Source organism: Rhizobium giardinii bv. giardinii H152 (genome assembly GCF_000379605.1).
In the GTDB taxonomy this organism is placed as follows: domain Bacteria; phylum Pseudomonadota; class Alphaproteobacteria; order Rhizobiales; family Rhizobiaceae; genus Pararhizobium; species Pararhizobium giardinii.
In genome coordinates, this window is the sequence record NZ_KB902580.1 from 54,631 (window position 1) to 74,868 (window position 20,238).

16 protein-coding genes are annotated in these 20,238 nt (G+C 60.9%); 13 read left to right on the forward strand and 3 right to left on the reverse strand.

Features of this window, described 5'->3' with window-relative positions; genetic code table 11:
* Positions 1-5: 5 nt before the first annotated feature.
* Genes A3AY_RS40325 through A3AY_RS0106680 form a run of 3 tightly spaced genes read left to right on the forward strand, consistent with a single transcriptional unit; the run spans position 6 to position 3,571 of the window.
* Positions 6-356, forward strand: a complete 351-nt coding sequence (locus A3AY_RS40325) for a hypothetical protein (RefSeq protein WP_234913081.1) — start codon at positions 6-8, stop codon at positions 354-356.
* 26 nt (positions 357-382) lie between these two features.
* Entirely contained in the window at positions 383-2,368 is a 1,986-nt protein-coding gene (locus A3AY_RS34585; protein ID WP_234913080.1) for an ABC transporter permease, read from the forward strand.
* Between the two features lie 3 nt (positions 2,369-2,371).
* Positions 2,372-3,571, forward strand: a complete 1,200-nt coding sequence (locus tag A3AY_RS0106680) for an efflux RND transporter periplasmic adaptor subunit (protein ID WP_018324912.1) — start codon at positions 2,372-2,374, stop codon at positions 3,569-3,571.
* A gap of 39 nt (positions 3,572-3,610) precedes the next feature.
* Here A3AY_RS0106680 and A3AY_RS0106685 read toward each other — a convergent pair whose 3' ends face one another.
* Positions 3,611-3,973, reverse strand: coding sequence for a ribonuclease toxin HepT-like protein (locus A3AY_RS0106685; protein WP_018324913.1), 363 nt, complete (start codon positions 3,971-3,973; stop codon positions 3,611-3,613).
* A 185-nt stretch (positions 3,974-4,158) separates the two neighbouring features.
* The gene (locus A3AY_RS40330) at positions 4,159-4,287 is read right to left on the reverse strand and encodes a hypothetical protein (protein WP_234913079.1); all 129 of its coding nucleotides are present in this window, start codon (positions 4,285-4,287) and stop codon (positions 4,159-4,161) included.
* A gap of 463 nt (positions 4,288-4,750) precedes the next feature.
* On the opposite strand from A3AY_RS40330, the gene A3AY_RS0106695 reads away from it, so the two are divergent.
* Genes A3AY_RS0106695 through A3AY_RS0106725 form a run of 7 tightly spaced genes read left to right on the forward strand, consistent with a single transcriptional unit; the run spans position 4,751 to position 14,378 of the window.
* Positions 4,751-6,019 (forward strand): RhtX/FptX family siderophore transporter, encoded by a 1,269-nt coding sequence (locus A3AY_RS0106695; RefSeq protein WP_051108314.1) that lies wholly within the window; start codon positions 4,751-4,753, stop codon positions 6,017-6,019.
* A 45-nt stretch (positions 6,020-6,064) separates the two neighbouring features.
* Entirely contained in the window at positions 6,065-7,420 is a 1,356-nt protein-coding gene (gene rhbA, locus A3AY_RS0106700; RefSeq protein WP_018324916.1) for a diaminobutyrate--2-oxoglutarate transaminase, read from the forward strand.
* 2 nt (positions 7,421-7,422) lie between these two features.
* Complete coding sequence (gene rhbB / locus A3AY_RS0106705) at positions 7,423-8,901, forward strand: L-2,4-diaminobutyrate decarboxylase (protein ID WP_276325086.1); 1,479 nt, start codon at positions 7,423-7,425, stop codon at positions 8,899-8,901.
* Positions 8,888-10,645: a rhizobactin siderophore biosynthesis protein RhbC gene (rhbC, locus tag A3AY_RS0106710; protein ID WP_018324918.1), complete on the forward strand. Its 1,758-nt coding sequence runs from the start codon at positions 8,888-8,890 to the stop codon at positions 10,643-10,645. Before rhbB ends, rhbC begins: the two co-directional genes overlap by 14 nt.
* A complete protein-coding gene (gene rhbD, locus A3AY_RS0106715; protein ID WP_018324919.1) occupies positions 10,638-11,228 on the forward strand; it encodes a rhizobactin siderophore biosynthesis protein RhbD in 591 nt (196 codons plus the stop codon). The genes rhbC and rhbD overlap by 8 nt, the downstream gene beginning before the upstream one ends.
* 2 nt (positions 11,229-11,230) lie before the next feature.
* A complete protein-coding gene (gene rhbE / locus A3AY_RS0106720) occupies positions 11,231-12,589 on the forward strand; it encodes a rhizobactin siderophore biosynthesis protein RhbE (protein ID WP_018324920.1) in 1,359 nt (452 codons plus the stop codon).
* The gene (locus A3AY_RS0106725; protein WP_018324921.1) at positions 12,573-14,378 is read left to right on the forward strand and encodes an IucA/IucC family protein; all 1,806 of its coding nucleotides are present in this window, start codon (positions 12,573-12,575) and stop codon (positions 14,376-14,378) included. Before rhbE ends, A3AY_RS0106725 begins: the two co-directional genes overlap by 17 nt.
* Positions 14,379-14,475: 97 nt before the next feature.
* On the opposite strand, the gene rhrA is transcribed toward A3AY_RS0106725, so the two are convergent.
* Positions 14,476-15,426 carry a rhizobactin biosynthesis transcriptional regulator RhrA gene (gene rhrA / locus A3AY_RS0106730; protein WP_018324922.1) on the reverse strand — a complete coding sequence of 317 codons (951 nt, stop codon included), beginning with the start codon at positions 15,424-15,426 and terminating at the stop codon, positions 14,476-14,478.
* Between the two features lie 169 nt (positions 15,427-15,595).
* Here rhrA and rhtA point away from each other — a divergent pair, with 169 nt between their 5' ends.
* The 3 genes from rhtA (at position 15,596) to A3AY_RS0106745 (ending at position 20,064) form a co-directional block, all read left to right on the forward strand.
* Positions 15,596-17,842 carry a TonB-dependent siderophore receptor RhtA gene (rhtA, locus tag A3AY_RS0106735; protein ID WP_018324923.1) on the forward strand — a complete coding sequence of 749 codons (2,247 nt, stop codon included), beginning with the start codon at positions 15,596-15,598 and terminating at the stop codon, positions 17,840-17,842.
* A gap of 84 nt (positions 17,843-17,926) precedes the next feature.
* Complete coding sequence (locus A3AY_RS0106740) at positions 17,927-18,970, forward strand: GNAT family N-acetyltransferase (protein WP_338053384.1); 1,044 nt, start codon at positions 17,927-17,929, stop codon at positions 18,968-18,970.
* A complete protein-coding gene (locus tag A3AY_RS0106745; RefSeq protein WP_018324925.1) occupies positions 18,970-20,064 on the forward strand; it encodes a siderophore-interacting protein in 1,095 nt (364 codons plus the stop codon). The genes A3AY_RS0106740 and A3AY_RS0106745 overlap by 1 nt, the downstream gene beginning before the upstream one ends.
* Positions 20,065-20,238 lie beyond the last annotated feature (174 nt).

Consider the following 20,238-nt stretch of genomic DNA (forward strand, 5'->3'; position numbering starts at 1 on the left):
CCGTGATGACCAGCCTGGACCGAAAGCTTCTTCGCGAACTTTGGCGGCTGAGAGCTCAGGTGCTTGCGATCGCGCTCGTCATCGCTTCCGGCACGGCGTTACTCATCATGGCATTGACCACAATCGAGGCGCTCGAAAAGACGACCGCCGCCTACTACGAACGAACCCGTTTTGCCGATATGTTCGCCGAGGCCAGGCGCGCGCCCGAATATCTCCGACGCGATATCGCGGATATTCCCGGCGTGAGGATTGCCGAAACGCGTATCGTCGAAGGCGCCATTCTCGACATGGCCGGTTTTTCCGAGCCCGTCGTTGCCCGGTTGATTTCGCTGCCCGAACGGGCCCTGAGCTTCTGAACGCATTGGTGATCCGGTCGGGGCGCTTGGCCGACCCAATGCGGCCCGACGAGGTGGTAGTCAGCGAACCCTTCGCCGAGGCGCACCGATTGAAACCCGGCGACAGTTTCGATGCCATATTAAGGGGCCGCAAGCGCAACCTGCAGGTCGTGGGCGCCGCACTTAGCCCCGAATACGTCTATGCCATTGCCCCGGGAGGCCTTATGCCCGACGACGAGCGTTTCGGAGTGCTGTGGATGGGCCGGGATGCGCTGGCGGCGGCCTTCGACCTCAAGGCCTCCTTCAACAGTGTGACACTCAGCCTCCTGCCCGATGCGAACGCAAAGGATGTTATCCGTAGGCTCGATGGTCTGCTTTCCCCCTTCGGCGGCATAGGCGCCTATCTCCGTGCGGACCAAACGTCGAACTGGTTTCTGGAAAGCGAGATCGCGCAGCAGAAAAACATGTCACGGATCATGCCTGCCATCTTCCTTGCGGTCGCTGCCTTCCTGACCAACATGGTGATGGCTCGGCTGATCCAGACCGAGCGCCGCGAGATCGGGCTCCTCAAGGCTTTCGGTTACGGCAATTGGGCGATCGGCTGGCACTACGCGAAAATGGTTCTTGTCATCGGCACGATCGGCATCCTCATGGGCTCGGTGATCGGCGCCTGGCTCGGCCATTGGAATACCGAGCTCTACACGCAATTTTATCGCTTCCCGTTCCTGCTCTATCGTCCCGGCCCGGCGGGCTTCGTGGTTGCCGGGGCGATCAGTCTGGGAGCAGCACTGGCTGGCAGCCTGGCGGCGGTGCGGCGTGCCGTCCGGCTTCCGCCCGCGGAGGCCATGCAGCCCCCTTCTCCGCCGATCTACCGGCGCACCTTCGCGGCGCGGACGGTGCTGGCCGGCGCTCTAGACGAGCCGTCGCGGATGATCTTGCGGCGCATCATCCGATGGCCGGTGCGGGCGTTTCTCGCCAGCCTCGGCCTGGCCATGTCGGTCGCCGTTCTCATCATGGCGCTCCAATGGGTCGACGCCATCGATTCCCTCGCCGAATCCGTCTTTGAGCGCGCGCAGCATCAGGACGCGACTGTCGCGTTCAGCGACCTTCAACCGATCGGCGCGATCAGGGAATTCGAGCATATGCCGGGCGTCCTGGCGGCGGAACCCTATCGCTTTGTCTCGGCGCGCATCAATCACGGACATCTCGTCGAGCGGCAGGGTATTATTGGCGTGCCGACCGGAGCCATCCTGAGCCCCGTCTTTGACGTCGAGCGCGGACGCTTGGAGGTGCCGCCCGGCGGGCTGATGCTCTCTGTCAAACTGGCCGAATTGCTTGAGGTCAAGGCGGGCGACACCGTCGCCGTCGAACTCCTGGAAGGGCGCCAGCCGCGGGTGAGCCTGCCGGTGTTACGGATCTTCGAAACCTATATCGGCAAGCCCGCCTATATGGACATGGCCGCGCTCAACAGGATCGCGGGCGACGGACGCGTCATAAGCGGCCTCCACATCCGCGTCGATGCATCAAGCCGCACTACCCTGCTCACAAGGCTCAAGGATACGCCCCATATTGCCGCCGTCCTGTTCCGCCACGCCGCCATCGATACTTTCTACAAGACCATGGGTGAAACGATCTTGATTTTCATCGGCTTCTTCGTCGCCTTTTCGATGACGCTCTCCGTTGGCGTCACCTACAATTCAATCCGCATAGCGCTCTCCGAACGGGCGCGCGAACTCGCGACCCTTCGCGTCCTTGGTTTCAGCCGATGGGAAATCTCCTACATTTTGCTTGGCGAGGTCGGCCTCCTCACATGGGTCGCCATTCCGCTCGGCGCAGTCATCGGCTTTGGCCTTGCGTGGTACATGACCAGCGCCTTTGAGACGGAATTGTACCGGGTGCCGCTGGTGCTGCGGGATGCGACCTACGGCGAGGCCGCGCTGATCGCTCTCGCGGCGACGCTGGCCTGCGCCGCGATCGTGCGCCGGCGGCTGGACAGACTGGATCTGATCGCCGTGCTGAAGACAAGGGAGTAACCGGTGAGCGTCGCGAAACGCAGGTTGGTTATATGGGGCGGCCTGCTGGCCGTGCTCGTGGCCGGCATCGCTTATGCCTTGCGGCCGCAGCCCGTTCAGGTGGACCTCACCGCCGCCGGAACCGGCGTTCTGCGCGTCACGATCGATGAGGAAGGCGAAACGCGGGTCCGCGACGTCTATACGCTTCATGCACCCTTGCGAGGCCAAATGCAGCGCATCACGGTCGAGGCGGGAGATGTCGTCGAGGCTGGGAAGACCCAGCTGGTACAAATCGAGCCCGCGCCGCCGGCCTTTCTGGACGTCAGGACCGAAGCGGAGCAGCAAGCGGCGGTGGAGGCGGCGCGTGCCGCGCAGAATCTTGCCGCCGCCGAGCTAAACAAGGCGAAGGCTGACCTGACCTTCGCCCACGGGGAACTCGCACGCAACCGTCTGCTGTTGGAGCGCAGAGCGATCCCCCAGCGCACTCTGGAAGATGCCGAGCGGGCCCACAGTGTCGCGGAAGCCAATCTTGCCACCGCCGAGGCCGCCTTGAACGTCAGGCAGCACGAACTCGCGCAGGCACAGTCGCGACTGTTGTCGCGCCAGGAAATTCGGAGCCGCAGGGGCCCCTGCGAATGCGTGCCGGTGACCGCTCCGGTGAACGGCGTGGTTCTAAGGGTCTTGCGCCGCAGCGAAGGCGTCGTCGAGGGCGGCGCCCCTTTACTCGAAATCGGTGATCCCGCCGCCCTGGAGATTGTCGTCAGCCTGCTTTCGGAGGAAGCGGTCAAGATTAGACCAGGGCAGCGGTCCATCATTACCGGCTGGGGCGGCGAGGATTTGAAGGCGACCGTGCGACGCATCGAGCCCTTCGGCCAAACCAAGGTTTCCGCACTCGGAATCGAAGAGCAGCGCGTCGATGTCGTCCTGGATTTTGCCGATCCGCCGGAATATTGGCGACCACTTGGACACGGTTATCGCGTCGATGTGCAGGTCATCCTTTTCGAAGGAGAAGTCCTGCAACTGCCGCTCGGCGCCTTGGTCCGGCAAGGCGACCAATGGGCCGTTTTCGTCGCGCAAGAGGCGCGGGCACGGTTGCGCTCCGTTGTCGTCGGCCATCGAAACAACCTCGCGGTGGAGATTCGAGAGGGGCTGCAGCCGGGGGAAAAGACAATCCTTTATCCGAGCGATCGCATCAAGGACGGCGTAGCGATCGCTGAGCGTTAACGGGTGAACCATGGCATGGCACCCCCCGGCCGCGTCTAGTCAGCCGTCGTGATCGTCGCCGTTCCTCATTGCCCTTTCCAGCCGGATCACCGCGTCAATGAACGCGGGAAAGGCAGACTTGAGAAGCTCGAGGTTTGTGACGACCTTGTCGGGCTTCAGGTCGAAACCGTATTTGTGGCGCACGAGATGGCGAAATCGCTTGATCTCGCAAAGAGCGTCATAAAGTTGGATTTCGAGTAGTGCCGGACGCGTTCCAGCAATCTCGGCTGACCTCTGGTCAAGAATGTCCTGGTGAACAGAACCGTCTGTTGGAACGTAATCATCGACATCCTTCGCGGCACTGAGAAGAACGTCCTCAATTCCATTATAGACATTGTGGATGCCCGACGAGACCGCCGCCACGGCTCCCCAGTCTCCATCTGCCCACCTCAGCCGTATGACTTGCGTAATACTGTTCCATCTGTGCCAGCCCGCGCTCGGCGCGGGCGATCCTTGGGGAAAGTTTCGCGAACTCTGGCAGGCTAAACGATGTCATGCAGTAAATCCTGGAGGCGATCTTCGGTCAGGTCGTCCTCAAAAATAAGATCTCAAGGAATCGCGGATGAGCGCATGCCGTCAGCTACCAGTCGCTCAACCAGACGACGGCGCTTGGGATCGATTGGCCCGCGGACGAGAAGATCGACATCCGAATGGGAGCGGAAATCACCTTTCGCCAAAGAGCCGATAACAGTTATGTCGATCCCATCCCTTTCAGCGTCACGCAGAATACGAGCAACGGCTGCCGACGCCCGTTCGTGCCCGGGTCTCCCGTCTCTTCGCCGTAAGTGCGTCCATCCTGTTCATGCGGGACTCCAATCTCCTACGACAACCCTACAGCAAGACGAGGAAAGCCGAAAGTCGGCGATATCGCTGATGGGAGCGCTCAGCGATCGCTTTGACCGACGCCCAGTGCTGTTGATCTCCCGTGGGCGCATTCGAATGTCCGTCGCCCTTCGCCCGTCCCGCGGCAGGACCGTCATGTTCGCAATTGTCTTACTCTGGTTCGCTCAAATCCAAGCAATCATCCGGCAAAGCCCATAAACATGATAAAAATACTCCTGTTTAAGGGCGTGCCCATCATGCCACCCGCAGGGATAATCCGGGTTCTCGGAACCCCGCATTAAAGGGTCGGTATCTTCTATGACAATCGTACAGGCTTCTCCACCTTTGGATGAGGGTTTGGTTTCGCATGGCGCTGGAAGACTCTATGCCGTTCTGGGTGGGCTTTATCTCGCGCAAGGCATTCCGAGCTACCTTCTGCTCGTTGCCCTGCCACCCCTGATGCGGGAGAGCGGCGCATCGCGTACGGCCATCGGGCTGTTCTCTCTCCTGCTGCTGCCGCTCGTGCTGAAATTCGCAATCGCTCCGCTGGTTGACCGCTATGCACCGTGGCCTGCCCTCGGTCACCGACGCGGCTGGGTCGTGCCGACGCAACTTCTCGTCAGCGCAGGCATCGCTTCCATGGCGCTGATCGAGCCGCATCAGGCCGGCCAGCTCTTCGCCATCTGCTTCGTCATCACCCTCCTCTCGTCGGTTCAGGACATCGCAACCGACGGCTACGCGGTGCGGCATCTGACGGGCAAGTCGCGACCGATCGGCAATGCGGTGCAGGCAGGGTCCGTCGCTCTCGGCGTCATTATCGGCGGCACGATGGCGCTGGTGCTCGTTCACCAGATCGGCTGGCGGCCGACCATCCTTCTGGTCGCCGCCCTGTCGCTCCTGCCTCTTATCGCGGCGATCTGGATGAGGGACAAGCCGGAGCCCGCTGAAGCTGTGGTTCTGCGGAAGCGGCCGAGTCTTCTCGGCTTCTTCCGACGGCCTAATGCCTGGATGATTCTCGCTTTTGCCCTGACCTACCGGGCAAGCGAAGGTCTGGTGCGCGGCATGGAGGGGCCTTACCTCGTCGACATCAAGGTACCGACCGACTGGATCGGCTATCTTTCCGGCGGCGCGGCCGCCACGGCCGGGCTTCTGGGGGCTGCCATCGCGGCACTGATCATCCGCAAGGCCGGACTGACGGCAACGCTCATCCTGCTGGGCGGCCTTCGCAGCCTCTGCTTCCTTGCCTTCACGCTCAATGCTTTTGGCGCATGGCCAGGGATCGCCGTCGCGCTGTCGGCTTCCGCCTTCCAGACGTTCATCCGCTACATGGAGCTGGTCGCGATCTACTCCTTCTTCATGAGGTCCTCGTCCGACGATCAGCCGGGCACGGACTTCACCGTTCTTACCTGCGCGGAACTGGTCATCTACCTGATCGGCGCCTCCATCGCAGGCCTCCTCGCCGACCGGTTCGGCTATGAAACGCTCTTTTCCCTTGCAACGGCCATTTCCGTGCTCGGCGTCGGACTGTCCGTCTGGATGCTGGAGAAGATCAAGACGCACCCAGGGCCGGAGATGGCCGGCGCCTGAGCGTGCCAACAGACTTTCCCGGAAAATCTCAATGGAGTTGATCTTATGGATGCTTCCGCACTCTCGAGCAATGAGTTCTACCTCGAGCGCCAAGCGAGGCGCGAATCGAACGCCCGCAGCTATCCCCGGCGCTTTCCCATCGCGCTGAAATCCGCCACTGGTTGCACCGTCACCGATGTTGAGGGCAGAACGTACCTCGATTGCCTCGCAGGCGCCGGTACGCTGGCGCTCGGCCACAACCACCCCGAGGTGATCGAGACGCTGCAGGACGTATTGCGCTCTGGCCTGCCCTTGCACACGCTAGATCTCATGACGCCGGTGAAAGACCGCTTCGTGGCCGATATCTTCGAAACGCTGCCCGTGGCGCTTCGCGAAGAGGCGAAAATCCAGTTTTGCTCGCCAAGCGGCACAGACGCCATCGAAGCGGCCATCAAACTAGCCAAAACCGCAACCGGCCGGACCGACATCGTTTCGTTCCGCGGCGCGTATCACGGTATGTCGCAGGGATCGCTTTCGTTGATGGGCTCGCTCGGCCCGAAGGCCGCGGTCGGACAGCTGGTGCCCGGCGCGCACTTCTTCCCCTACCCCTATGCCTATCGTTGCCCCTTCGGCCGTGGCGGCGAGGAAACAGCGGTGCTTGCCGCCGAGTATTTCGAGCGCGCGTTGCGCGATCCCGAGGGCGGAATCAATTTGCCGGCAGCCGTCATTCTCGAGGCGGTTCAGGGCGAAGGCGGCGTCATCCCGGCGCCGGCTGAATGGCTGAGGACAATTCGCCGCGTCACCCGCGATCTCGGTATACCGCTGATCCTCGACGAGGTTCAGAGCGGCATCGGACGAACGGGCAGCTTCTACGCCTTTCAGAAGGCGGGCATCGTTCCGGATATCATCGTGCTTTCCAAGGCGATCGGCGGCGGTCTGCCGCTTGCGGTGATGATCTATCGGGAGGGGCTCGATCTGTGGAAGCCCGGCGCCCATGCAGGCACCTTCCGCGGCAACCAGCTTGCCATGGCGGCCGGGTCGAAAACACTCGAAATCATTTTCCGTGACCGACTGGTCGAGCGGGCCGCGATCGCCGGACGCAGGCTGCGCGCCAATCTGGAGCGCATCGCGGCGAGTACTTCCTATATCGGCGACGTCCGTGGCGAAGGGCTGATGCTCGGCGTCGAAATCATCGATCCGGATGGCAGGCCGGATGGGCTCGGCCATCCACCGCATGGATCCGGGATTGCCCGGATGATCCAGAACGATGTTTTCCGTGCCGGTCTCATTCTGGAAACCGGCGGCCGCTATGGCAGCGTGCTGCGTTTCCTGCCACCGCTTACGATTTCCGATGAGGAGATCGACCAGGCCACCGGCATCCTTGCAGCCGCATTCGGCCGCATCGGACGCAAGGCCGCATGAGCATGAATTACGTAGCTATCAAGGCGGCGTCTGCGCCCGAACTGGATCACGCCGATCAGATCCTCAGCAACGACGCCGCGTCGCGCCGGGCTTTCCGCGAAGCGATGCTTCAGGCAGTCGATCTGGTCGCCGGGGGCGCTGCCGGGCATGGCCCTTATTCGGGCGCAAGCGTGCAAAGATTGAGAAGCATCCTGGATGAGCTCGACCCCTGCCCCGAGACCGGAACCGGTATTGCCGCGGCGCTCGCCGACATCGGCCGACCAGCACTCGATCATGCCCTTGCCGTCGGCGATCCGGCAGCGATGGCCCATCTTCATTGCCCGGTTGCCGTACCGGCGCTGGCGGCGGAAGTTCTGATTTCGGCCACCAACCAGTCGCTCGATTCTTGGGATCAGTCTCCCTTCGCGACCATGGCCGAGGAGCGGGTTCTCGCATGGCTGACGCAGCTTGTCGGCCTGCCGGCCACGGCCAGCGGCAATTTCACCAGCGGCGGTAGCCAGTCGAACATGACGGCGCTGCATCTGGCGGCCGCGCGCTGCGGCGACGATGCAAGGGCGGCGGGCGTCATCTTCACCTCGGAGCAGTCGCATTTCAGCATTCGCAAGAGCGCAGCCATTCTCGGCTTTGCAGAAAACGCGGTCATCACGGTCGCGACGGACACCGATGGCCGGATGTCTGTTCCGGCACTGGAGGCCAGCCTCCGGCGCGCGATAACGCGAGGCAGATTGCCGGTCGCGGTGGTCGCAACGGCCGGGACGACCGATCTCGGCGCGATCGACCCGCTGCCTGAAATCGCCGATGTTGCTGCTGCATACAACATGTGGATGCATGTCGATGCCGCCTATGGAGGCGGCCTTCTGGTTTCCCGCCACCGCGGTCGTCTTGCGGGACTTGAGCGCGCCCATTCGATCGCGCTCGACTTTCACAAGATGCTGTTTCAGCCCATCAGCTGCGGCGCTCTTCTCGTCAGCGACCGGTTGGATTTCTTGCCCCTGGCAACGAAGGCCGATTATCTCAATCCGGAAGAGGCCGTTTTTGCCGATGCCCCGAACCTCGTGGAACGCTCCTTCCAGACGACGCGCAGGAGCGATGCGCTGAAAGTGCTGATGACCCTGCGGGCGATCGGCCGCAACGGTCTGGATGCGTTGATCAGCAAGACGCTCGAAAATACCCTTGCCGCTGCGGACGCCATCGAGGAGCGCAAATATCTGCGCCTGGCACGGCAGCCTACGCTTTCGACGGTTCTGTTCCGTTACGTTTCGCCCGGCGGCCCAGAACGCTCGGATACGATCGCGATCGGGGTACGGGCAGCGCTTTTCCACGCCGGTATCGCCGCCCTTGCCACGACCGTTCTCGACGGCCGTGTTCACTTCAAGCTCACGCTTCTCAACCCGCGTTCAACGTCGGATGTCGTCCACCACGTCCTTGATGCGATCGGCGAGACGGCCCGCGAACTGGAGACACATCATGCACGCCCATAATGCCGGTATCCTTGCCCTGCGCTCCATTCTCAACTGCGTTGCCCGCGAATATCCAGACCGCGTCCGCTGGTCGGGACAATCGGGGCACTTGCGCTTCACGCTCACCTTTCCGGGCAGCGGCGGAAACCTCGATTTGCCAGCCCTCTACCGCTCGGCGACCGGTCACCACCTTTTCGGCGAGCCGGTGATCCTGATCGGCTCAGATACGCAGAAAGCCATCAGTCCCGCAGACGCCGTCACCGCAGTCCTCGAACGGCTGGAACCGTCGGCTGCGGCTAAGGACGGCCGCGACGATCTTCTGGGCCGCGCCCGGTCGAGCCGTCTCCTCATCGAAGCCGCGCTTGAGGCGCGCAAGGCCGATCTTGCCGCCCTGGCTGGTGAGGAGGTTTCCTTCATCGCAGCGGAGCAAGGTCTGATCGCAGGCCACGGCATCCACCCCTGCCCGAAAAGCCGCGAGGGCTTGACGGAGGCGGAATCGCGCCGTTATTCGCCGGAATTTGCCGCCGGCTTTCCGCTGCGTTGGTTTGCCGTCGAGCGGAGCCTGTTTCATACCGGTCATTCACATGGTTCGCCTTCAGCCGAGGACTGGCTGGAGAGCCTGGTCGGCGACGACCTCGACAACCTGAAAGCGGCCCTGCCTGCCGGCAATTTTGCACTGTTGCCAGTCCATCCCTGGCAGGCTGGGAACATGCTCAAGAACCCGTCCGTCGTGGCCCTTGTCGCGGAAGGACGCCTGATCGATTGCGGCGAGGCTGGAAAGCCCTGGTTCCCGACGTCGTCGGTGCGGACGCTCTACCGGCCGGACGCGCCGTTCATGCTGAAGGTATCGCTCGGTATCGGCATCACCAATTCGGTTCGTGTCAACCTCGCCCGCGAACTGTTGCGCGGCGATGATATGTTTCGCTTCCGCCGCCATCCGTTGTGGCAGGATTTCTCGCGCAGTTATCCCGGTCTGACCCTCATAGCTGATCCGGCCTATATGGGCGTCAAGATAGACGGAACGGTAATCGACGGTCTTTCTGTGTCGATGCGTGAAAATCCGTTCATCGGCGCCGATGCGGATCGCAACGTCTCGCTACTTGCTGCCCTGTGCGAGCATCTGCCTGAACGCGGCAGCCGTCTCGGCGCCTTGATCCGCAAGCGTGCACAGATTGAAGACCGTGCGCTCGATGCTGTGGCTGCTGATTGGTTCGAGCGGTTCCTGCGCGTCTTCGTCCGCCCCGTCTTCGGCCTCTATCTGCGGCATGGCATTGCCATGGAAGCGCACCAGCAGAATATACTGATGGAGATTGAGGACGGTTATCCGGCCCGCGTGTTCTATCGCGACAATCAGGGCTTTTTCCACCATGAGCGCGGCCACAAGGCGCTCGCAGAAGCTCTGCCGGGTCTTGGAGAGATGAGCGAATCCGTCTTCGGCGAGGAGCCGGTCGATGAGCGGCTGCTCTACTACGCATTCATCAATTCGGTGCTCGGCATGATCGGGGCGCTCGGTCGCGAGGGCCTGATCGAGGAAGCCGCTCTTATCGCCATGCTGCGCAGCGAACTTCTGCGGCTTGAGGCCCTCGAGGGGGCAAATTCCAGCCTCGTGCACAAGATGCTGGCGCCGGCGCTGCATTGCAAGGCGAACCTGAAAACCCGCCTTGCGCGGATGGATGAACTGGTCGGCCCGCTGGAAACGCAGTCGGTCTATCTCGAAATCGCCAACCCGATGCTGCAATCCGCAAAGGCTCTAGTCGATGCTTGACCTCAGCATGCCCGACACCGCCTTCGCCTATTCGCGCCATGACCCGGACATCGGTCGCACGATCAGCTTCCGGCTTCTGGAGAAGGAACGCGATCTGGAACTTTTGTGGCGCTGGATGAACCAACCACATGTGGTGCCGCAATGGAAGATGGCGAAGCCGATCGAGGATATCGCCGCATACATCGACACCAATCTCGCCGACCCGCACCAGGATCCCTATATCGGCCTGATCGACGGGATACCCATGAGCTACTGGGAAGCCTATTGGGCGAAGGACGATATTCTCGGCCGTCATTACCCCGCCGAAGAGAGGGACCGCGGCTGGCATATGCTGGTAGGCGAACCGTCCTTCTTCGGGCACGGCACGGCGCCCGCGGTGATCCGCGCCTTTACCCGCTTCCTCTTTCTTGACGATCCCGCCACCCGGAAGGTCGTGGGCGAGCCGAGCGTCGCGGCGCGGCGTCTGCTGCGCTATGCGCCGGTCTGCGCCTTCGAGGAACAGGGCGAGATCGACCTGCCCGACAAGCGTGCGAAACTGATGTTTTGCCACCGGGAACGCTTCAGCCAACAATTCGGATTATAATCATGATGGATATCAATCTGGCGGGCATCGGCATCGGACCGTTCAATCTCGGTCTTGCCGCCCTCCTCTCCTCCCACGACAATCTCTCCAGCGTATTTCTCGAACGCAAGCCGGGGTTTCGCTGGCATGAAGGCCTCCTTCTGCCCGGCACGACGCTGCAGGTGCCATTCATGGCCGACCTCGTGACCATGGCGAACCCGACACACCCGTTGAGCTTCCTGAACTATCTCGCGACCCACGATCGCCTCTACAAGTTCTATTTCTACGAACACTTCATGATCCCCCGGCAAGAGTATGACGACTATTGCCGCTGGGCGTCTGAGCAGCTTTCGTCGTGCCGTTTCGGTGAGGATGTTATGGACGTCGGCCTTGAGACGGCCTCCGACAGCTTTGTCATCGAAAGCCGGTCGGCTGCGGGAGCGAGGCAGCATTATCGCAGCCGCAATATCGCAATCGGCGTCGGAACAGTACCTTTCCTGCCGCAATGGACGCGGATCAGGGCGACGGCCCCTCTCCTGCATTCCAGCGAATTCGGCAAGCGGCGCCTGGAGCTTGCGAATCGCCGCCGCGTCACCGTCGTCGGCTCCGGGCAAAGCGCTGCCGAATGCGTTTTGGCACTCTACAACGACCTGACGCCGGAAAGGATCGCGGCTGGTTCGTCCATCCAGTGGATCACCCGGTCCCCCGGTTTCTTCCCCATGGAGTATTCAAAGCTCGGCCTCGAATATTTCACACCCGATTACATGCGCCATTTCCACGGGATCCCGCCGAGCAAACGCCGCGAGATCGTGGCCAATCAGGGTCTTCTCTACAAGGGCATCAGCTTTTCGACCATCGGCGAAATCTTCGATCTCCTGTACGAACGTTCCGTCGGCGGACGCGACCCCGGGCTTTCGCTCTATTCGAACTGCACGGTAGAGACGCTCGAAAGCGCAGCGCACGGCTCCTTCCGACTCGGGATCGGCCATAACCACCTTGACCAAAAAACAGTCATCGAAGCGGATGCGGTCGTTGCCGCGACCGGTTATCGCCATGCCTGGCCGGACTGGCTCGACACGTTGAAGGGCAGCGTTCTGGAAACCTGCGAGAAAGGCGACGTGATCGTCGGCGAGGATTTTCGCGCGCGCCGCTGCGATGGCGGCAAGGGGCACGTCTTCATCCAGAATGCCGAAACCTTCCATCACGGCGTCGGTGCACCCGATCTCGGCCTCGGTGCCTTCCGCAACGCCGTCATCGTCAACCGGCTTCTAGACCGGGAACACTACCGCGTCAACGCACGGGCATCGTTCCAGCATTTCGGCCTGCCTGCCCATCAACCCGATTCCTCAGGTTCAGGAGATTTCTATGCCCACGCATCATAATCCGCTCTTTCAGGGCGCCTTTTCCAGGGCGCTATGGCAACAGGCCTCCGGACGCCTTCTCGCCAAGGTCATCGAGGAATTCGCCTATGAGCGGGTCTTCGACGTTAAAGAGGAAAAGCCGGACCAGTTCCGCATCGATATCGGCGCGGTCGCATACCGATTCAAAGCCAAGCGCTATGTTTTCGACAACCTGTCCGTCGATCCGGCAAGCATCGTGAAGACGGCGGACGGCATCGATTGGCCTGTCCATGACCCGCTTGCTTTCTGCGCGGATGTTCTGCCTGAACTCGGCGTCAAGCCGATGACGGTTGCGCACTTCATCAAAGAACTCGGCAATACCCTGATTTCGGACGCACATATAGCGGCCCGGGCGACGAAAACAGGTGCGGAACTGACCGAACTCGACGACATCCGCATGGAAGGCGAAACTACGGGCCATCCCTGGGTGACGGTCAGCAAGGGACGAATCGGCCTCGGCTATGGTGACTATCTCGCCTATACCCCTGAAAATCAAACGCCGACGGAAGTTCTCTGGCTGGGGGTGAGCAAAGACCGCGCATCCTTCGTTGCGGAACAGAACCTCACCAATGAGGGGCTGGTTCGTGAAGCCATCGGCGAAGCTCGTCTTGAGGCGTTCCGTGCCACGCTCGCCGCTCAGGGAGGATCCTCCGAGTCGCATTACATGATGCCTGTGCATCCCTGGCAATGGGACCACATGATCGTGCCGCATTTTGCCGCCGATATCGCATCGGACCATATCATCCTGCTCGGCAAGGGCGATGATCTTTATCTGCCGCAGCAATCCGTGCGTACGCTGTCGAACATCTCCCATCCGGAAAAATCGACACTGAAGCTGTGCATGACCATCCTCAATACGGCCGTCTACCGTGGCATCCCAGGAAAACGGGCGCTGTCTGCGGCGCCACTGACCGCTTGGCTCGACGAGTTGCTCCTTAGGGACAGGTTTCTGTCGGAGGAATGTGGCTTGGTTCTCCTCGGTGAGCGCGCTGGCATGCATTACGTCCATCCGCAGTTCTCGACCATCGACGGCGCCCCCTACCAGTTTAACGAAATGCTCGGTTGCCTTTGGCGCGACAGCCTGGCGGCGCATCTGAGGCCGGGTGAAAGCGGTATTCCGCTTGCGGCCCTGCTGCATGCCGGCGCAGACGGAAAACCTGTGGTTCAGGCGCTGGCTGAGAAGGCAGACATTCCGGTTTCCGAATGGATGGCACTGTTTTTCGATGCCGTGATCCCTCCGGTCTTCCACCTGCTGGCAAAGCATGGCCTCGCCTTCTCGGCTCATGGCCAGAACGCAACGCTCATAGTGAAGAACGGGCGCCCCGAGCGGCTCGCGCTTCGCGATTTCATCGATGACGTCATCGTCTGTGACCTGGAATTTCCGGAAAGCGGCAGTCTGCCCGAAGAGGTCCGCGCCGTTCTGCTTTGCCTGCCTGCCGACTTCCTCGTCCATTTCATCCAGACGACGCTATTCATCTGCGTCTTCCGCTATGTGTCGGTGCTGCTCGATCAGCGATCGGGTCTTTCGGAAAGCGCTTTCTGGGCCTTGGCCCGCGAAAGTGTTCTGCGCTACCAGAAGCGCTTCCCGGACATGGGATCGCGTTTTGCAACGTTCGACCTCTTCGGCGATGAATATCCGCGCCTTTGCCTGAACCGGGTTCGCTTGTTCACGCACGGCTACGCCGATGACGACGAACGTCCGGTGCCAGATTTCCAGGGCATGGTGGCCAATCCACTCGTTGCTTTCCAAAGCCGTAGCGACGCTGCCTGAAGCAGCTCTTGCACTGCGGAAGTCGTTCACTTCAGACTGAAAGTCGCCCTGTTTCGGGAGGGTTTGCGTAATTGCCAATATTTCCAGTACGGCACTGTCAGCCAGTGTTGGCCGTGGCAAGACGGCGTAAATCCGTAGGGCGCACGCCATAACGGCGTCTGAAGGTTCGGTTGAAGTAAGAAAGGTCGTTGAAGCCAACATTGTAGGCGATCTGGCTGATGGGCATCGGCGGTCCCTCAGCCAGGATGAAACCCTTGGCAAGCGATAGCCGCCTGCCGAGTACATAGCGGGAAAAGGTTGTACCTTCGCGGTTGAAAAACTTCTGGATTGCGCGCGGAGTGATCCCTTCAGCCTCTGCGACGTCCGTGATCGAGAAGGAGCCGTTGGCAAGCTCACGCTCGATGTGCGTCTTGATGGAGGCGAGGCGGTTCCGCGGGCTGTCCGACGGGCTGGCCTTGCCGACATGCTGGGCGAGCACCGGCAGAAGGTCGTAGAAATGCGCAACCATCATGCCCGCATCCTCTTCACTCTGATACTCCTGCCGCAGAAGATAGCCCGCATAGTTGGTCAGCAATTGCAGAGGCAGGCAGTCGGCCGCAAGCGGCCGCATCATCAACGGGCTCAAAACCTCCAACATGGAGGCAAGTGCATAGGAAGGAAGGTGGGCGCAATCGAAACGCCCACCTTCCGGCAGAATGATTTCGGAAGGCGCGTCTGCGGGTAGAAAGATGACGTCCGATCGCGCCACCTCAACCTTCCGCCGCCGATGGTGGACGAAGAGCGGCCCGTCCATGGCCCGGACGATGACGATCCCGGCGTCCGTCACGCCGTTTGCCGTAAGCCGAAGCGATGTCCTCGGAAAATAGAGTGTAGCGAGGGACAGCGACACGTATCTCCAGAACAACCCTGTCACACCGGCAAGATTGCCGTTTTCGACGGCAATCGTCGCGTCTCCCAGTATTTCCAGGAGAATGCTACGGCATACGATCCTGCTTTCGCTGTCGGGAAGCGAAAGTGTACCGAATTTCAGCGGTCGGATGATTTCCATTTCTTGCGCCGGCCTTTCTTGTTGAAGTTCGCGCCCGTCCTAGTCCGGTTCGCCTCAATCCAAGCAGGGGAAAAGTTTATCCCATAAACATGACTGAAATTGTCTTGTATTACCAATTCGCTTTCGGGGATCAAGCAGGCGGATTGTTTTTTGATGTGCAGGGGGCGTTATGGGCAGAAAATTCAACCGTGGTGTGTGGCTGGCAACGACGGCGGCTGCGATAGTCAGCACAAGCGCAATCGCACAGGATGCAGATCAGGCGGCGGATGCCGCGATAGTGAGCAACGACAAGCATGCCGCGACCTCGCTTGATGCGATCGTGGTGACCGGCAGCCGCTCGCCGCAGCAGATTTCCGAAACGGCCCGTACGATCTATGTTGTCGAATCGAAGGAAATCCAGTCCCAGGCCCGCTCCGGAAAAACGTTGCAGCAGATCCTGGGTGAAACCGTGCCCAGCTTCGATCCGGCAAGCGCGGGGGCGCGCACATCCTATGGCCAGAACCTGCGCGGCCGCACCGCACTCGTCCTCATCGACGGCGTGTCGATGAACTCCGCCCGATCGCTCAGCCGCCAGTTCGATTCCATCGATCCCTTCAACATTGAGCGGGTGGAGGTACTCTCGGGAGCGACCGCGCTCTACGGCGGCAACGCCACCGGCGGAATCATCAACATCATCACCAAGAAAGGTAAGGATGCCGAGCCGGGCCTGCATGCCGAGGTGACGGGCGGCATGGGCAGCGGCTTTTCCGGCAGCAAGGACTTGGACCGTAATGCCGCCGGGGCCGTAACCTACAACAGTGACAATTGGGATGCGCGTTTCTCCGTGGCGGGCAATAAATCAGGCGCCTTTTACGACGGCACCGGCACCGTCCTTATCCCGGATATCACCCAAACCTCGACGGCCTTCAACGAGCGCATCGACATTATGGGATCGGTGGGCTTCCAAATCGACAACGGCCGGCGGCTCGAAGTCTCGGGGCAGTTTTTCGACAGTAGCCAAGAGTCGGATTACGGTCTGTATTACGGCCCTTTCTTTGCCGCACTGGCCGATCCAAGCCTGTTCGAAACGCGCAGCGGATATCGGTCAGACTTCAATCCGCAGAGCCGCCGTTCGATGCTGAACGTCACGTACACCGACGACGATGTGCTCGGCCAGCAGCTTCTGCTGCAGGGGGCTTATCGCAGCGAGCGGCTCCAGTTCAGCCCATTCCCGTCGGGCAGCTATTTTGCGGGAAGTTCGCAGGATACGGATTACTACAGCATCAAGGCTGCCTTGGTGGCCCAGCCGACCGATAGCCTGAAGATCACCTACGGCTTCGATGCCGACCGTGATTCCTTCTCATCGCATCAGAACGTCTTCGATATGCTTCTGGCGGCCGAGACGGGCGGCATGAACTTCGAGACCATCGGCCTGACGGGCCTTTACCCGGGGATCGATGTCTCGACAGTCGCGGGGTTTGTTGAGGCCTCCTATGAGGCCACTGACAAGCTGACGCTGAGCGGCGGCGTCCGCTACCAGTTTGCCGATACCAAGGTTTCAGATTTCGTCGGCGCGGCGCAACAGGTTGCCATCCTTGAGGGGACGGCGACTTCCGCCGACATCATTCCCGGCGGAGAGGTGGATTATGATGCGGTGCTGTTCAATACAGGCGCGAGCTATGAGCTGGACACCGCGCAACAGGTCTACGCCAACTTTAGCCAGGGCTTCGAACTGCCCGACCCCGCCAGATATTACGGCATCGGCCTCTATTCACTGGCGGACGGCCACTATTCGCTGATCAACAGCGTCAACGTCGCCGATTCCGCCCTGGAAGCAATCAAGACCAATTCCGTCGAGATCGGCTACCGCCTCGACGACGGCACCTACAATTTCGAAACGGCAGCCTATTATTCGATTTCTGACCGCTCCATCAACCTTAACCGTTCAACCCTTGCCGTAGAGGTCGTGGATCAGGACAGGCGGGTCTACGGTATCGAAGGAAGGGCCGGGGTGAATCTCGACGACGGATTCACCGTCGGGTTAATTGGCCAATGGGTAAAAACCGAGGTGAAAGGCGACAACGGCTGGGAAAAGGACTCGGTCGGCACTGCGAGCGTTTCCAAGATCGGCGGTTATGTCGGCTGGACCGGCGACGCCCTCAACCTGAAATTCTCGGGTCAGCATGTGTTTGAGCTTACCGATGCCGATGCGTTCAAGATCGACGGGTACACATTGTTTGATCTGACCGGGGGCTACACGTTCAAAAATACGGACACGACCTTGAACTTCGGCATCCAGAACGTCTTCGACACGGACTACACCACTATCTGGGGCTCGCGGGCCAAGGCGCTTTACGGTGCGCTCGCCGACGAGGCGGTGTTCGACTACAAGGGGCGCGGGCGCACATTCGCTGTCTCGCTGACGAAAGTTTTTTGATGTGCATGGTTGCTTGAAGGGCAGTGGAGCTCGCCTGTGAATATCATGGGGACGTTTAACCAAGCCTCCGTTCGCGAGGGTTCCGTGTTTCGATCCTCCCAGCTTTATGAAGCGGGACCAATCGAGGTCGGGCTTACCGGGTCGGTATTGTCGGTCTCGTCCGGCAAAGCCGATCACGCGGCCTTCACCGTATCTCTGGCAGGTGCTCCAACCCTCGCAGTTGCCGGTCAACCGCCGGCCGGCATGCAGGGGTTCCGACTGGTCTGTGCGGCCTTCGAGTATCTTTTTGCGACCCGGTTTGATCTTGCATCCGTGTCTCTGGCCGGTGACGGGTGGACCGACCTCCTGCCGGACTTGCTGAGGGGCGGTCTCTGCATTCCAGGAGACACCCCGGCCTCGCCGCCATCCGTGATCGCCGATATGGTCTGGCAGATACCGGAATTGTGGAGGTCGTCGCCTTCGCCGGCCTACCCGCGCCATGACATCCATGACGGCAAGACCGCGTATCCGGCACGTCCGCCGAAACCGGCTGTCGGACGCCTCTATGCCCGCTTCATTCCCTGGCTCGGCGGCACGCTTGCCTTCGATGTCGCCACCCTTGGCGATCTGCCTAATGTTCATCGCTGGATGAACGATCCAAGGGTCAACGAATTCTGGCGGGAGGCGGGCGATGAAGCCCGCCACAGGCGCTATCTGGAAGGCATGTTCGCTGATCCGCACATCATCCCGCTGATTGGTCGGTTCGAGGAGAAGGCCTTTTCCTATTTTGAAATCTATTGGGCGAAGGAAGATCTGATCGGCACGTTCTGCGATGCCGGCGACTATGACCGCGGTTGTCACGTTATCGTCGGAGAAGATGCCTTTCGCGGCCGTGAATGGTTCACTGCCTGGCTGCCGTCGCTCCTGCATCTGATGTTTCTCGACGACCCGCGCACCGAAAGGATCGTTCAAGAGCCGCAAGCCGATCATCATCGCCAACTGCGCAACCTGCAGCGCTCGGGTTTCTCTCATATCAAAACGGTCGATTTTCCTACCAAACGGGCAGCCATCGTGTCGATTTCCCGTCAGCGCTTCTTTTCCGAGCGGCTGTGGCATCCCGCGGCAGACCCGGTCAGCGAGATCCGGTAATGAGATCAACCGACCAGCCGGCCGATTGCGCGCTGCCTTACGCCTTGCAAGCGCGCGTGGAAATCCCCGATCCGAAAAGCTGTCTTCGTTACCTTTGCAGCCATATGAGGGAACACGGCGTGGACGTGCAGGAAGACGATGGCGTTGTCACCGTCATTTTGCCGAACGTTGCCGGGTCGCTGCGCCAGGATGGCCGTCATGTCGCGGTCGATGCCGCTGCCGCCGATCTCGACGCGCTCTACTTCGTCAAAATGTGGCTGCAGGCCGAGTTTTCTGAGTTGATGAGTAATCCGGCGCCGCCCATCGAATGGAACGAGGGAAGCCGCAACCTCCGCCTTCCTCCCAGCTTCCGCACGCTAGCGGTGGTGGCCGTCCGGGATGTGACGCCGAGGATGCGGCGTATTACCTTCAGGGGCACTGGTATCGAACATTTCGATACCTTGAGCGCGCTTCATCTGCAGATCCTGGTCAATCTCGGCGACATTGTTGCACAGGAGCGGCGCCATGGCGTTGCAGCTGCGCGGATACCCGAAAATTCGCAGGTCATTCCGGTCTGGCGGCGTTACACGGTGCGTTCCGTCGACCGGGCGCGGGGCACTATCGACGTCGATTTCTTTTTGCATGGTTCGCGCGGTCCCGGTACAAGCTGGGCGCGGAAGGCGCGGCCCGGCGACATGGCTGGTGCGGCGGGGCCTAGCGGCGGCGGTATCGCCAAGGCAAGCTGGTATCTGCTCGCCGGAGACGAAACCGCCCTGCCCGCGATCTCCCGTATTCTCGAATGTCTGCCCGCGACAGCGCGGGGAACCGTTGCAATCGAGGTCGATAGCGACATCGAGCGGCAGGAGCTCGATTGTCCCTCTGGCATGGCCGTTGAATGGATTTATCGGAAGACGGCTGCAACTGCGTCCCGGCGTAACTTGCTGGATGCCGTCGAAGGTGCCGATTTTCCCCCACGGGGCGATTCACGGTTTGCCTGGGTAGGCTGCGAAGCTGGAATGGCAAAGAAAATTCGCAGCCATCTGCACGGAGAACGCGCCCTCACGAAGAGCGAGCATCTGGTTGTCGCCTTCTGGCATGGTGATGGCGATATTTGATTGCGAGGGAGTGCTTTTCGACTCGCGCCTGGATCATAACCGCTCGAGGGAACTGAAAAGGTGGCCGGACGCGCAACAAGCCCTTCACTTTAGTGGATGATTTGAAGAGACTCCGGCCTGCGCGTAAGAGCCGTAGCGAAATCAATGGTGATGACGCCAATGCGTCAGTTGAGC

What these genes read in the sequence shown, in the direction of transcription:
- A3AY_RS40325 (WP_234913081.1), top strand. Translation starts at nt 6, where the DNA reads ATGACCAGCCTGGACCGAAAGCTTCTTCGCGAACTTTGGCGGCTGAGA.
- A3AY_RS0106695 (WP_051108314.1), top strand. Translation starts at nt 4,751, where the DNA reads ATGACAATCGTACAGGCTTCTCCACCTTTGGATGAGGGTTTGGTTTCG.
- rhbA (WP_018324916.1), top strand. Translation starts at nt 6,065, where the DNA reads ATGGATGCTTCCGCACTCTCGAGCAATGAGTTCTACCTCGAGCGCCAA.
- rhbB (WP_276325086.1), top strand. Translation starts at nt 7,423, where the DNA reads ATGAATTACGTAGCTATCAAGGCGGCGTCTGCGCCCGAACTGGATCAC.
- rhbC (WP_018324918.1), top strand. Translation starts at nt 8,888, where the DNA reads ATGCACGCCCATAATGCCGGTATCCTTGCCCTGCGCTCCATTCTCAAC.
- rhbD (WP_018324919.1), top strand. Translation starts at nt 10,638, where the DNA reads ATGCTTGACCTCAGCATGCCCGACACCGCCTTCGCCTATTCGCGCCAT.
- rhbE (WP_018324920.1), top strand. Translation starts at nt 11,231, where the DNA reads ATGATGGATATCAATCTGGCGGGCATCGGCATCGGACCGTTCAATCTC.
- A3AY_RS0106725 (WP_018324921.1), top strand. Translation starts at nt 12,573, where the DNA reads ATGCCCACGCATCATAATCCGCTCTTTCAGGGCGCCTTTTCCAGGGCG.
- rhrA (WP_018324922.1), bottom strand. Translation starts at nt 15,426, where the DNA reads ATGGAAATCATCCGACCGCTGAAATTCGGTACACTTTCGCTTCCCGAC.
- rhtA (WP_018324923.1), top strand. Translation starts at nt 15,596, where the DNA reads ATGGGCAGAAAATTCAACCGTGGTGTGTGGCTGGCAACGACGGCGGCT.
- A3AY_RS0106745 (WP_018324925.1), top strand. Translation starts at nt 18,970, where the DNA reads ATGAGATCAACCGACCAGCCGGCCGATTGCGCGCTGCCTTACGCCTTG.